13 protein-coding genes are annotated in these 13678 nt (G+C 65.9%); 5 read left to right on the forward strand and 8 right to left on the reverse strand.

The window, feature by feature from the left end; all coding sequences use genetic code 11:
* The first annotated feature begins 107 nt into the window (after positions 1 to 107).
* Genes ABQE89_RS15650 through ABQE89_RS15670 form a run of 5 tightly spaced genes read left to right on the forward strand, consistent with a single transcriptional unit; the run spans position 108 to position 4007 of the window.
* Positions 108 to 935, forward strand: coding sequence for a mycofactocin-coupled SDR family oxidoreductase (locus ABQE89_RS15650; RefSeq protein WP_448418110.1), 828 nt, complete (start codon positions 108 to 110; stop codon positions 933 to 935).
* Positions 936 to 945: 10 nt separating this feature from the next.
* Positions 946 to 1743, forward strand: a complete 798-nt coding sequence (locus tag ABQE89_RS15655) for an SDR family oxidoreductase (protein WP_448418112.1) — start codon at positions 946 to 948, stop codon at positions 1741 to 1743.
* A gap of 17 nt (positions 1744 to 1760) precedes the next feature.
* Positions 1761 to 2939 (forward strand): cytochrome P450, encoded by a 1179-nt coding sequence (locus tag ABQE89_RS15660; RefSeq protein WP_448418114.1) that lies wholly within the window; start codon positions 1761 to 1763, stop codon positions 2937 to 2939.
* Between the two features lie 18 nt (positions 2940 to 2957).
* Positions 2958 to 3566: a cysteine hydrolase family protein gene (locus ABQE89_RS15665; protein ID WP_448418116.1), complete on the forward strand. Its 609-nt coding sequence runs from the start codon at positions 2958 to 2960 to the stop codon at positions 3564 to 3566.
* Positions 3567 to 3575: 9 nt separating this feature from the next.
* A complete protein-coding gene (locus ABQE89_RS15670) occupies positions 3576 to 4007 on the forward strand; it encodes a hypothetical protein (protein WP_448418118.1) in 432 nt (143 codons plus the stop codon).
* A 62-nt stretch (positions 4008 to 4069) separates the two neighbouring features.
* On the opposite strand, the gene ABQE89_RS15675 is transcribed toward ABQE89_RS15670, so the two are convergent.
* From ABQE89_RS15675 to ABQE89_RS15710, 8 genes are read right to left on the reverse strand one after another with little or no spacing between them, the layout of a single operon-like run.
* A complete protein-coding gene (locus ABQE89_RS15675; protein WP_448418120.1) occupies positions 4070 to 5527 on the reverse strand; it encodes an MCE family protein in 1458 nt (485 codons plus the stop codon).
* 1 nt (position 5528) lies between these two features.
* Positions 5529 to 6665: an MCE family protein gene (locus ABQE89_RS15680; protein ID WP_448418122.1), complete on the reverse strand. Its 1137-nt coding sequence runs from the start codon at positions 6663 to 6665 to the stop codon at positions 5529 to 5531.
* Positions 6662 to 8101 (reverse strand): MCE family protein, encoded by a 1440-nt coding sequence (locus ABQE89_RS15685; protein WP_448418124.1) that lies wholly within the window; start codon positions 8099 to 8101, stop codon positions 6662 to 6664. The genes ABQE89_RS15680 and ABQE89_RS15685 overlap by 4 nt, the downstream gene beginning before the upstream one ends.
* A 2-nt stretch (positions 8102 to 8103) precedes the next feature.
* Positions 8104 to 9504, reverse strand: coding sequence for an MCE family protein (locus tag ABQE89_RS15690; protein ID WP_448418126.1), 1401 nt, complete (start codon positions 9502 to 9504; stop codon positions 8104 to 8106).
* A complete protein-coding gene (locus ABQE89_RS15695; RefSeq protein ID WP_448418128.1) occupies positions 9501 to 10526 on the reverse strand; it encodes an MCE family protein in 1026 nt (341 codons plus the stop codon). The genes ABQE89_RS15690 and ABQE89_RS15695 overlap by 4 nt, the downstream gene beginning before the upstream one ends.
* Positions 10527 to 10568: 42 nt before the next feature.
* Entirely contained in the window at positions 10569 to 12032 is a 1464-nt protein-coding gene (locus ABQE89_RS15700) for an MCE family protein (RefSeq protein ID WP_448418130.1), read from the reverse strand.
* Between the two features lie 4 nt (positions 12033 to 12036).
* A complete protein-coding gene (locus tag ABQE89_RS15705; RefSeq protein ID WP_448418132.1) occupies positions 12037 to 12888 on the reverse strand; it encodes an ABC transporter permease in 852 nt (283 codons plus the stop codon).
* Positions 12885 to 13589, reverse strand: a complete 705-nt coding sequence (locus tag ABQE89_RS15710; protein ID WP_448418397.1) for an MlaE family ABC transporter permease — start codon at positions 13587 to 13589, stop codon at positions 12885 to 12887. The genes ABQE89_RS15705 and ABQE89_RS15710 overlap by 4 nt, the downstream gene beginning before the upstream one ends.
* Positions 13590 to 13678: the final 89 nt, after the last annotated feature.

A 13678-nucleotide genomic window follows, 5' to 3' on the forward strand; every position in this document is an offset into this window, starting at 1 on the left:
TAGCCAAATAGTTGTATGATTCAAAGGCATCGGCTTACCATGGCGACGCGCGCGGTATCGCACGCGATGCCGCGCGCACACCATTGGGTTGAACAAGGGAGTAGTCGGTGGGCGTTCTCGACGGCCGGGTCGTATTCATCACCGGGGCCGCGCGCGGGCAGGGGCGTTCGCACGCGGAGCTGTGCGCCGAAGAAGGCGCGAACATCGTCGGCGTCGACATCTGCGAAGACCTCGACGTGGTGCCGTACAAGATGGGCACCCTGGAGGATCTCGAGGAGACCGCCCGATTGGTCGAGAAGACCGGTCAGGGCATGCATTTCGAGAAGGCCGATGTCCGCGACAAGGCAGCCCTGCAGGCGGCCTTCGACGCCGGCGTGCAGAAGTTCGGCCACATCGACACGGTGATCGCCAACGCCGGGGTCATCCTCACCAACGCCGATGAGCGCGACGCCTCCGAAGCGCTGCGGTTGGGCATCGACATCATGCAGATCGGCGTGTGGAACACCTTCCAGGTCGCCATCCCGCACCTGCGGGAACGCGGCCAGGGCGGCAACCTCGTCGCCACCAGTTCGATGGCGGCGCTGCTGGACCTGACCGACGGTCGCGGCGGTACAGACGCCTACGGAATGGCGAAACTGGCCATCACCGGACTGGTCCGGGCGTACGCCAACTGGCTGGCGCCCGAACGCATCCGGGTCAACGCCGTGGCGCCGACCAACTGCGCGACCCCGATGGTCACCGACAACCCCGCGCTCTTCAAGGTGATCGAGGAGATGCCACACCTGGTCAACGCGATGCAGACCGCGCTGCCGGATCTGCCGATGATCGAACCGAGGGACGTCAGCAACGCGATCCTGTTCCTCATCTCCGACGCCGGCCGGTCGTTTACCGGGAGCCTGCTCAAGGTCGACGCCGGTATGGACATCAGGCGCTGAGGGCAAACCGGTGGACTATCGGATCGAGGGCAAGACCGCGCTGGTCGTCGGCGGCAGCAAGGGCATCGGCTTCCAGGTCGCCACAATGCTTGCCGCCGAGGGGTGCCGAGTCGCGGTGCTGGCGCGAACCAAGACCGATGTGGACACCGCGGTGTCCTCGATCACCGAAGCCGGCGGCACCGCGCTGGGGATCTGCGCCGACGTCACCCGGCGCGACGAGATCGAGGACGGGGTCCGGCAGGTCGGCGAAGAGTTCGGACCACCGCTGATCACCGTCGGGCAGGCCAAGTATCAGCGGCCGGGCGATTTCGCCGACATCGAGGACCTCGACGTGTACCGGGAGTCCTTCGAAGCGCACACGATGAGCCAGATCTATCTGCTGCGGGCGGTGCTGCCCGGTATGCGGGAGGCGGGCTGGGGCCGGTTCGTCCACATCGGTTCGGGAACCGCCAAAGAGCCAGCCGGAAACATCCACCATGCGGTGGCCAATACCAGTCGGCCGTCCACCATCGGCATGCTGAAGACCGTTGCCGACGAGTACGCCCGCGACGGCGTCACGGTGAACACGGTGGCGCCCGGGTGGATCGAGACCGACAACTCTATCGCGTACCTACAGAGCCATTTCGGCGCGAGCACCGAGAAGCAGCGCCGCGAGTTCATGCTCGAACAGGCCCGCGTCCCGGCGGCGCGGATGGGTAAACCGCACGAGATCGCGTCGCTGATCACCTACTTGTGCTCGGAGGCCGCCGGTTACATCACCGGGGCATGGATCGAAGTCGACGGTGGCCTGCACCGCTCGGCGTTCTAGAGGACTGAGGGAGACCGATGGGCACTCACCAGGAAGTTCAAGCCGTCAACGCCGAGATCCCTGTGCTGGAGTGGGCCACGTTGCCGATGGCCGGCGACCGAGGCGTCGGGTGGAAGAAGCTGCGTGATGCCGGGCCCGTGGTGTTCATGGACGGGTGGTACTACATCACCCGCCGCGACGACGTCCTGACCGCCCTGCGCAACCCGCAACTGTTCTCTTCGAAGAAGGCGTTCGAGGAACTGGGCAGCCCGCTGCCGCTCGTCCCGATCTCGTTCGACCCGCCCGAACACACCCGGTACCGCAAGATCCTGCAACCGTTCTTCAGCCCGCACACGCTCAACGAGATGCTCCCGTCGCTGCAGCGCCAAGCCATCGAGATCGTGGATGCCGCGGCCGCCAAGGGCGAATGCGAGGCGATGGCCGACATCGCGATTCCCTACCCGTCACAGGTGTTTCTGACCCTGTTCGGGCTGTCACTGCAGGACCGCGACCGCCTGATCGCCTGGAAGGACAACGTCATCGCGCTGTCCGAACTGCCCTCGATGGAAGGCGCCGACCTCACCCCCGCGCTGGAACTGGTCGCCTACGTCTCGGAGGCGATCAACGAACGCAGGCAGGATCCGCGCAACGATCTGCTGTCGAACGTGCTCACCGGCGATGACCCGCTCGACGATGCCGAGGCCATCGGGCTGAGCTTTCTTTTCGTTCTCGCCGGGTTGGACACCGTCACTTCCTCGATGGGGTTCGCACTGCTCGAGCTGGCCCGAAACCCGGAACTTCGGCGCGCCCTGCGCGAAAACCCCGATGAGCTCAAGGTATTCGTCGAGGAAATCGTCCGGCTGGAGCCCCCGGCGCCGATCGTGCCCAGGGTCGTCACCGAGGACCTGACCATCGGCGGCGTCGAACTACCCGCCAACACCAAAGTGCGGCTGTGCCTGGCGGCGATCAACCGCGACGACAGCGACGCCATCTCCACCAACGACGTGGTGATGGACGGCAAGGTGCACGCACACTGGGGATTCGGCGGCGGACCACACCGGTGCCTCGGATCCCATCTGGCCCGCATGGAACTCACGCTGGTGATCGGTGAGTGGCTCAAGCGGGTACCCGAGTTCGAACTCGCGCCCGGTTACGAACCCGAGATCGTCTTCCCCGCCAACACCTTCGCCCTCGACCGGCTACCTCTGCGCTACTGACCAATGAGCGAACGCGCTATGAACACCACAACCGCCGTCCTGTGCGTCGAATGCCAGAACGGCGTGCTGGGACCGGACTCGGTGCTACCCGTGCTCGCCGGCGACAGCGCAGGGTTGATCGACAACCTGCGTCGCCTGCTCGACGCCGCAAGGGCATCCGGGGTGCGGGTGGTTCACGCCACCTACGAGGGCTCGCTCGGTGGCGAGCACCCGGGCACGGCGCGGCTCTGGCGGGTGCTGGGACCCGCGACCGTGAACTGGGCCCCCGGTACGCCCGAAACCCAGGTCATCCCTGAACTTCTCGAAGACACCGATCTGGTATTGCCGCGTCATCACGGGCTGTTTCCGACCCTGGACTCCGAACTCCTGCCGGTCTTGCGCGGCCTCGGTGTCCGCACCGTGATTCTCGCCGGGGTTTCGCTGAACCTCGCGCTGCCCTTCACCGCCGGGCACCTCACCCAGGCGGGTTTCGCTCTGACCGTCGCCCGGGACGCGGTCGGCGGAACCCCGGCGGAATACGGGGATCAGGTACTGGATCACACGATCGCCGTACTCGGCCGCCTGACCACCGTCGACGGCCTGATCGCCGAGTTCAAAGCGGCTGTCCCCCAACCGAGCAGAGGCTAGAATTCGATGATGAGCTTACGCAGTTCGCTGTATCTGTCGACGTTGCTCACCGCAGCGATAGCAGGCGCGATCGTCGGTGGCACGGCGTCAGCGTCGGCCACACCGGTCGAGGAGACCGCGCAACCGATCGAATGCGTGGGAGCCCTGTCCGGACCCGAACTGGTGGTGCTGCCCGGCGGCGGTAATGCTGTCCGAGCGAGAGTGACCACGACCAGTTGCGTGACACCTGCACAGCCGACCGATGTCGTGGTGTGTCTGACGACGGCGACCGGTTACAACATGTGCGACAGCAAGCCGGGGTGGAACACCGTGCAAGTCATCGTTCCCCCGACACCGGCCGACGGAGTGTTCACCGCCACCGGCAAGGTGTGCTCCCAACACATCCTGGGCTCGTTCACATCGCGCTGCACAAACCTCGGACCCGTCCAGGCCACCTTTTAGGGCCTTTAGACGTCGACATCCGCCATCTCCCGGTGGCCCATCAGAGCCACCGGGAGCCCACGTCAGTTGCCGTTCGGCGGTATCAGCAAGTCCTGCCAGTTGCGCTCGCCGGCGTTGGCCGCCAGGTTGCTCTGGGTATAGGTGCGCCCGTCCGGGGCGACGTACTGTCCGCTCGCCGGGTCGTACTCGGCGACCGCGATCGGCGGTGTGGGCGCCGGATCCGGCAGGCCGGCACCGGGCGCGGCCGGGTCACGCGGTGCCGGAACGCTCTGCCCGGACAGCGTCGCGTTCGGGTCGCCCTTCCAGTTGTAGCCGTCGTTGAGCGGCACGTAATTCTCGTCGCTCTCACAGAGTTTGGCGGTCGGCGCACGCTTGCCCGGCTTGTCCACACACGGTGTGTTGCGTGCACCGCGGACGTTGAACGGAGAATCCTGGGGCACCCGGCAGTACATGTCGCCGTCGGGCACCGGCGGATAGTCCTCGTGGGCGGCGGCCCGCTGCTGCTGGATGGGCAGGAAGCCGGTGGTGCACGCGGGCGGCAGGTTGAGGTTCAGGTTGAAGCTCAGGAACGCACCCGGGTAGTCCTGCTTGGTGTTGCGGTTGGGCACGCCGACGGCCTGGACGATCGCTGCGCCCTGCGGTAGCAACACGAGCAGCTGTTCGAGGTTTGGCCGGTACACGGTGGCCACCTCGGCCACCGAGACCAGGTTGGCCAACGCCACCGGCAATGTCGGCTGCAACTCGTCGAACAACGCCCGCACCTCGTCGGCGGCCGGTGCGCCCTCGTTGAGCAACGTGGCCACCTCGGCATCGTGGTCGCGCAGCTGGCCGGTGGCCGTCGCGAGGTTGGCCGCCCACGCCGCAACGGCGCCCGAGGTGTCGCTCTGCGAGTCCAGGAGCGGCTTGGACTTGTCGATGAGGGTGGTCAGTTCGTCGATGTTGGCCCGCGCATCGACCGCCAGCGCGCTGGCGCCCTTGAGGAAGCGGCTGATCTCCGGACCCAACCCGCCGAAGGCCGTGTACGCCTCGTCGATCGCGGTCTTGAGGGTGTCCTGCGGAATCGCTTGCAGTCCCTTGTTGGTGGCATCCAACAGCGTGCTGATGTTCGGCGGCACAGTGGTCTGCCCCAACGCCAGGATGTCACCGTTGCGCAGGGCGGGACCGTCCTCGCTGCGGGGAATCAGATCGATGTACTGCTCGCCGATCGCCGAGACACTGTGCACCTCGGCGGTGACGTCGGCGGGAATCTTGACATCGGAGTTCAACGACAACTCGGCCTCGATACCGTTGTCGGACAACCGCACCGACTTCACCTGGCCGACCTTGTAACCGCGGTAGGTGACGTTTCCGCGCGGGTTGAGACCTCCGGTCTCAGGCAGCTGTGCGGTGATCGTGTACTTGCCGACACCGAACCAGAGCGACGGGACCTTGAGGTATCCGAACATCATGATCGCGATACCTGTCAGGGCAACCACCGCCACCACGAGCAACTGGATCCGAATCCGCCTTGTCAGGTGCATGTCAGGGTTCCTCGTGGAAATGATATGGAACGACCAGTGGGTTGCGGGCCGTGTACGGGCTGGGCATCTGGCCGATCGTTCTGCCCCACTGCAGTTCGAGCTCGGTCAGCTCGCCTTCCAGGAAGGTGCCGGTGAAGAACGACGCGTCCAGACGACTCAGCGTCAGGTCGACGACGGCCGTCAAGTTGGCGTAGTCGCCCCGCAGCCACTTGCTCAGTGTGGGCTTGGGGAACGGGAAGGTGGCGTAGAAGTCCAGGGAGCGGGTGAGGTCCTGGCCCGCGTTGGCCAGTGATTCGAGCACCGGACCCAGATCCCTGAGCTCCTTGACCAGGTTCTCCTTGGTCTGGTTGACCGAATCGGCCGCCAGTGCACTGAATTTGCCGATCTGGTCGACCGCGTCGACCAGAACCTCGCGCTCGTCGCGCAGCACCGACAACGCGTCGGGAACGGTCTTCAGCGCCCGGTCGACGACCGGCTTCTGATCGGCGATCTGACCGACCAGGTTGTTCAGGCTGTCGGCGGCCGAGATGATGTCGTCCTTCTGGTCGTCGACATAGGCCACGAACAGGTCGAGTTGCTCGATGAGGCTTCGCAGATCGTCGGCCCGGCCGTCGAGCGCCTTGCTCAGCTCCATGGTGATCTCGCCGATCCGCCCGACACCGCCGTTGTTGATCGCCATCGACAGCGCGCTCAGGGTCTCCTCGGTGGTCGGGTAGTAGCCCGCATGCGACAGCGGAATCAACGATCCGTCGTGCAGCCTGCCCTGTGGCGGCTCGTCCACCGGCGGGGCCAGTTCGACGTGCAGCGACCCCAGCAAGCTGGTCAGGCCCAGCTTGGCGGTCGAGTTGGCCGGCAACTCCACGTCGCCATTCAGTTTCATCGACACCAGCGCGTGCCAGCCCTGACGCTCGATCTTGGTGATGTTGCCGACCGTGACGTCGCCGACCCGCACGCGCGCATTCGCCTTGAGGTTGACCACCTCCGGCAGTTGCGCCTGGATCGTGTACGCGTCGGATCCGCGGCCTTCGGTGCCCGGCATCGGCAGCGCGTTGAGCCCCTGCCACCCGCAGCCGGACAGCGTCAGCAGCGCAGCCAAGGCGAGTACGAGAACCCCGCCCCTGCAGCGGATTCGGGTCATTGCCCACCTCCCTGCGGCACCATCAATCCTTCCAGCCCGGCGGCCGGATCTGTGGCTGCGGGCACTGCCGGAGCGTCACCCGGGTTCAGCGGCACCCGGTCCGGAGGCCGAGGGGGCACGAACGGCGGTTGACCGTGAAACGGGTTGGCCGGCTCACCGAATCTCGTGAAGACATTGCCCGGCGGGGGTAGCGGCCCCCCAGCACCGGTGCCGTGCTCGGCTTGCGTCCCGGCCTCGGCCGGCAACGTCGAATCCGAACCCGACGGCGGGATGTAGTCCGGCCGCAGCCAGTCCTCGCTGTAGGTGAGCTCGTTGGGCCGGGCGGTGGCACCCACGAACGGGTTGAGACCCAGCGGGAAGAAGTTGAGCTGACGGTTCTTGACGATCGGCGCGAGGTATTGCACGCACAGCTTCGCCGACTGCTCGGCGCCGAGTCGAGAGGCCGCCTGCACTGCGCCGCAGAGGAACTGGATGGGATTGGCGAGGTTGTTGAAGGCCAACGCGCCCGTCAAAGTGCCCTGCGCGGGCTGGTAGATGTTGATGAAGTTCTGGAACGCGTTGGGCGCCACGTGCAGCAACTGTTTGATGTCCTCGAGGTTCTCGGTCAAGATCTCCGACACCCCGGCCAGCTTCTCCGACGTGGTGCCCAGGGTGTCGCGGTTCTCCGCGACGAAGGTGCGCACGTCGTTGGCGACGGCGGCCAGGTCGTGGACCGCGGTGCCGATCTCGTTGCGGTCGTTGACGACCAACCGGGTCGTCGAAGCCAGGTTGCGGTTGAGTTGGCGCAGCACGTCGTCGCTGGACTCCAGCGCCGAGACCAGGATCGCGAGGTTACGCACGGTGCCGAACAGGCTCTCGCTGTTGTCGCCCAGCGCGGAGAACGCCGCCGACAACTCGATCAGCGTTTCCCGGATGTTGGCGCCCTGGCCGCGCAGATTGTCCGCGGCGGTGTCGATGAAAGCACCCAACGTGCTCACACCACCGGGTTCGGTCGGCTGCAGCGTGTCGGTCAATCGCTCCAATTGCGCTCGGAACTGGTCCCATTCGACCGGCACCGCGGTGCGCTCCTGCGGGATGACCGCGCCGTCCTCCAGCGCGGGGCCGTTGGTGTAGGCCGGCACCAACTGGATGGAGCGCGCCGTCACCAGCGCCGGTGACAAGATCACCGCCTTGGCATCGGCGGGCACCTTGTAGTTCTTGTCGACCGTGAAGGTGATCTTGGTGCTCAGCGGTTGCGGCTCGATTTTCTGCACCGTGCCGACGGGCACCCCGAGGATGACGACGTCGTCGCCCTCGTAGATGCCGTTGCTGTTCGCGAAGTAGCCGACCAGCGTGTAGCGCTGCGCGGCTGGGCCGAAGTTGACCACTGCCACGGCGCCTACCAACAGCGCCACCAGCACCGCGGCCAGGCCGATGCGTGCTGGACGAGATCTCATGTTCATCGGTCTCCCCCTGCGGTGGCTTCGCCAGCGCCGGAGCCGGAGCCGGAGCCGGAGCCGGAGCCGTGGACATTCGACTGCGGCTCACCGGGCGCGGGCATCAGCACTCGCGTCGGCGGAACAGGTGTGTCTTCCCGGCCCGGCGGCGCGACAGCCGGCGGACCCGGCGGCGGACCACCGGCCGGTGGGGCGGGTAGCGGTTCGCGGTACGGATAGCACCCGGGTCCGGGCAACGCGATGCCGGGCGGCCCGCAGTGCTGATCGCCGGGATTCCCGGTGATCGCGTCCGGGATCGTCATCCGCGGTTCCCCGCCCTGACCGGTGCGCGGGAACGGCACCGGCAGCGCAGGCGTGCCCGGCTGGCCGACCTGAGGGTCGGCGCGCTCGGTGGGCGCCAGCACGTTGGGATCCAGTCCGAGGTCGGAGAACGCCGCGTCGATGAACGGCTGAACGAACTGGCCGGGCAGCAAGTTGACCACGTAGGCCTTGAAGAACGGACCGGAGCCGACCGATTCGCCCAACCCCAACGCATACCGATTGAGGCCCAGGACTGCCTGGCGCACCTCCGCCCGGTGGTTGTCGACGATCGCGAGCACCCCGTTGAGCTTCTCCAGCGCGGGCTTGAGCTCGGCGCGGTTCTCGGCGATGAATCCGTCCAGCTGCCGGCTCACCGCCGAGATGTTCTCGAAGAACTGATCCAGTGCGGCACTTTGGTTCTGCAGAGCGGTGAGCAGTTGGTTGGTGTCGTGGACGAGTTGCACGATGTTGTCGCTGCGCTCGGCGAGCACCGTTGTGGCCTTGTCCGCGTTGGAAAGTAGGCCACGCAACTCGGCATCGCGATCGGCCAGGGTCTTGGAGAACCGGCCGACTCCCTCCACCGCAGCCCGCACATCGGGCGGGGTATCGGCGAATGTTTCCGCCAGTACCGCCAGCGAATCCGACAGTTGATCGGTGTCCAATCCGCTGATCGCGGCGGTGAGATCGCCGAGCGCGTCGGGCAGTTGGTAAGCAGGCGTCGTCCTCGCCAGCGGTATCGGTCCCGATTGGCGGCCCTCACCACGCGGCGTGATGTCGAGGATCTTGGCGCCCAGGACGCTGTCGGTCTTCACCGCCGCCTCACTGCGGTCGCCGACTCGGATGCTGTCGAGGACCTTGAACTCCACCAGCACCTGATTGCCGTCGAGCTTGAGGCTTTCCACCTTGCCGGCTTTCACACCACTGACGCGGACGTCGGCACCCTGGCGCAGACCACTGGCCTCGGCGAGGTACGCCGAGTACGTGTTACCTCGTGAGAAGAACGGCAGCTTGTCGTAGTTCACTGCCGCCAGCGCGGTACCGATGAACAGCGCCACTCCAATGAGGCCGATAATCAAGGGATTTCGTTCCTGGAAGGACTTCACCTCGGCGTGCACCTCCCCGAGCTCTGGCCGGCCACCTTCACATACACCGGTTGCCCGCCCTTTCCGTTCAGCTTGAGCACGATGTCGCACAGGTAGAAGCTGAAGAAGTCGCCGTAGAGACCCTGCCGGTTCAGGATCCGGTAGGACTCGGGCAGCGTATCGAGCAGGTTGTTGACGTAATCGGCGTCAGCGACGATGGTGCCCGCGACCCGATCAGCTTCGGTGACGACCTTCTGAATCGACGGCCGGGTCTGCTGCATCAGATCGGCGACCGACCCGGCGACCTCGCTGGCGTAGGCCACGCCGTTGGCGATGTCCTCCTTGCGTTCCCGCAGTGCCGAAACCAGTTCCGACAACGAGTCGACCGCCTTGCCGAACTGATCCTGCTGGTCTCCCAGCGAACCCAGCACGGTGTTGAGGTTGACGATCACCTGACCGATCAACTGGTCCCGGTCGGCCAAGGTATTGGTCAGCGCGGCAGTCTGATTCAGGAACGAACCGATGGTCCCCGCCTGTCCCTGAAGAGCCGCCATCAGCTGGCCGGTGAGCACGTTGACATCGTCGGGATCCAGCGCGTTGAACAGGGGGCGGAACCCGCCGATCAGCGCATCGAGGTCGAAGGCGGGTTGAGTGTGGGTCAACCCCATGGTCGAGCCCGCCTGCAGCCTCTCGGTGCCGCCGGTGCCCTCGTCGAGCGCCAGAAACCGGTCGCCGAGCAGGTTTTCGTAGCGGATGACCGCCCGACTGCCCTGGGTCAGCACCACTGAGTCGTCCACGGCAAAACCCACCAGCACCGACCCGTCGTCCTGGACCTCGGTGCTGTTGACCTTGCCGACCTCCACCCCGGCGATGCGCACGAAGTCGCCCGACTCCAGCCCCGTGACGTTGGAGAACTGCGCCCGATACGTCGACTGTCCGCCGAATCGGATCTCACCGAATTCGGCGACCATCAAGGCCCAACCCAGCAGGCACACCGACACGAAAATGCCGATGCGCACCAGATTGCCTCGCAGGCTACCCATGGTGGCGGTCCTTCATTGTCAGCCTTCTCATCTGCGGAACGGTCACGGGGACGGGGTGACGGGGCCGGGCGGGATGGGCGGGGGCGGCACCGGCTGCATCTGCGCGGGATGTGGCGGCACGAACGGCTCGGTGCCCGGCCGGGGCCCGCCCTCTTTCGGCGCGCCAGGTGGCGGCGCCGGCGGGAGACCCGGATACAGCGGTGTTCCGTCGGGCGCGTACTGCTGCCCACCGTAGGGCGGTGCGCCCGGATACGGGATGGGCCCCGGCGCCGGCGGCCCGATGCGGTTCACCGTCGGCGGTTGACCGTTCGCCCGCGTGTACGGGAAGAAGTTCTCGTACCCCGGGAACCCGATGCCCGGGTTGGGACGCACATCCAGGCCGGTGCCCCACCCGGTGTTGGTGACCAGGTAACGCATCGGGTAGTTCTGCGCGACATCGGGAAGCGAGCCGCAACTCGGCTTACCGCCGGGCCCGCCCCTGGCCCCGATGATCGGCAGATGGTCGGGGTACTTGTACTGGTCGTCGCCGAACAGCAGCGCCACGTCGAGAAGCACCGACTTGCCGGTCTTGCCGCCTGCGATGTCGGCGAACCCGAAGTCGATGACGTTCTTGCCTCCGACGAACGTGCACGTCAAGGTGGGGTTGTACTTCATCAACAGGCTGGTGGTGGATTCCAGCGCGTTGATGGTGCGAATGAAGTTGTCCTTGGACGGAGCCAGCAGATCGATACCGCTGCGGGCCATCCCGGCGACGTTCAGCAGTACCGCGTCGAGTTGCTTCTCGTGCTCGGTGATCGTTTCGCTGGTGGTGCTGAGTGCGTCGAGCACCTCGATGATGTCGCCGGCGGCCGCGCTGTAGGTTTCGCTGAAGCGACCCAAGGCCTGCCAGTCCTCGCGGATGGTCTCGGCGCGCGGATTCAGTTCCAGCAGCACCTCGTTGCCCGCGGTGATCGCCTCGCCGAACGCCTCACCCTGGCCGCGGAAACCGTCGGCGAACGCCGACAGCACCGCGTTGAGCTTGGCCGTGTCGATCTGGGCGAGGATCTCGGTCAGATTCTCGAAGATCGTGTTGATCTCGGTCGCGGTGTTGCGGGCGGTCAGCACCGCTCCCTTGGCCAGATGTGCGGGGCTGGGGTCGTCCGGAACGATGAGGTCGACGAACTTCGCCCCGAACGCGGTGGTCGCCTTGATCTCGGCTTCGACGTTGGCGGGGATGTACTTGACCTGATCGGAGTAAATTTTCAGCCGCAAGCTTGCTGCCGGGTTGTCCGGGTCGACGCCCTCGACCTCCCCGACCACCAGGCCGCGCAGCTTGACGTCGTTGCCCGGGTCCATGATCAGACCGGACCGCTCCGACTTGATCGTGACCGGTATGCCGGTCTTGTAGGCGCCCGTGAACAGCACGGCCTGCACCACCAGGGCAACCACCGCAACAAGCACCGCAAAAAGGGCCCACCAGCCGGGGCGGAGGCGGGTGTCACCGGCGCGTATCTGTCGTTTCGCCATGTTGTTATCCCGAAATGTTCAGGCCGCCGGCCTGCGTGTAGATGCCCATTGCGACGTACAACACGACGAGGATGACCGCGACGAGCGAGGCCCTCACCGCCCTTCCGACTGCTTCGCCGACACCCGCCGGACCGCCCGTGGCGGTGTAGCCGTAGTAGGTGTGGATCAACATCACGATGGTGGCCATCAACAAGGTCTGCAGCAGTGTCACGAAGACGTCCATGGGGTTGAGGAACGTCGAGAAGTAATGGTCGTAGACGCCGGAGGACTGCCCGTAGGACACCACGGTGCCCAGGCGTGTCGCCGTCCACGCGGCGATCAACCCGAAGCAGCACAACGGGATCGACAACGCGACGCCGGCGACCAGGCGGGTGGAGCACAGAAAGGGGATGGTGCGGATACTGATCACCTCTAGGGCGTCGATCTCCTCGTTGATACGCATCGCGCCCAACTGTGCGGTGGCGCCGGCGCCGATCGTCGCCGACAGCGCGATTCCGACGATTGCAGGACCCGCCAACCGGGTGTTGATGTAGGCGGAGGCGAACCCGGTCATCGCTTCGATGCCGATGTTGGCCAGCGTGCCGAACACCTGGATCGCCACCAGCGAGCCGACCTGGGTGCTCAGAAACGCCACCACGATGATCGTGCCGCCGATCAGCGCCATCGCGCCGATGCCGAGGCTCATCTGGGCGATCTGGCGCAGCATCTCGACCTTGTAGTGGACCCAGACGTCCTTGGTGCCCACCAGCGTCCTGCCGAAGAATTGCATCTGCTCACCGAGCTGGTTCCAGAAACCGACCAGCGGTCTGGTGCTGTGCTGCAGCCGTGGCAGGAAGTGTCGTGCCGGAGCGCTCACAGCGTCGCCTTCACGCCGACGACCGTGATGATGGTGCTGACCAGGAACAGCACAATAAAGGTGAAGACGACGGTCTCATTGACCGCGGTGCCGACGCCCTGCGGGCCACCCCCCACCGAAAGGCCCTTGTAGCAGGCGATCAGGCCGGCGAGGAAGCCGAACATCACGGCCTTGGCTCCCGCGATGACCAACTCGGGTATCCCGACCAGCAGCGACAGGCTGGACACGAACGCGCCGGGGTTGACTCCCTGTAGGAAGACCGAGAACAGAAAGCCGAAGAACAAGCCGACCACGACCACCAGCGAGGTCAGCATGGTCGCCACCACCGTGGCGGCCAGCACCCGCGGCACCACGAGCCGATGCACGGGGTCCAGGCCGAGCACCCGCATCGCGTCGATCTCCTCGCGAATAGTGCGTGAACCCAGGTCCGCGCACATCGCGGTGGCGCCGGCCCCCGAAATGACCAGCACCGTGACGATCGGTCCGATATAGAGGACAGCCCCGAGAGCGGCGCCCGCGCCGGAGGCGTCGGCCGCACCCAGCTCGAGGATCAGCAGGTTGATGATGAACACCGTCAGGCACAGGAACGGAATCGCCATCATGATGGTCGGCACCACCGCCACCCTGGCGACGAACCAGGTCTGCTCCACGAACTCGCGGAACGCGAACGGCGGTTTGAACATCTGCACCACGGTGTCCATCGACAACGCGAAGAAGTCACCGAGGTGGCGAAGCGGTTTTGCGACGTCCCACTGTTTGGTGGCCACTAGCACCTCACTCCCGGCCTCGT

The sequence above is a fragment of the Mycolicibacterium sp. XJ1819 genome (assembly GCF_053483675.1).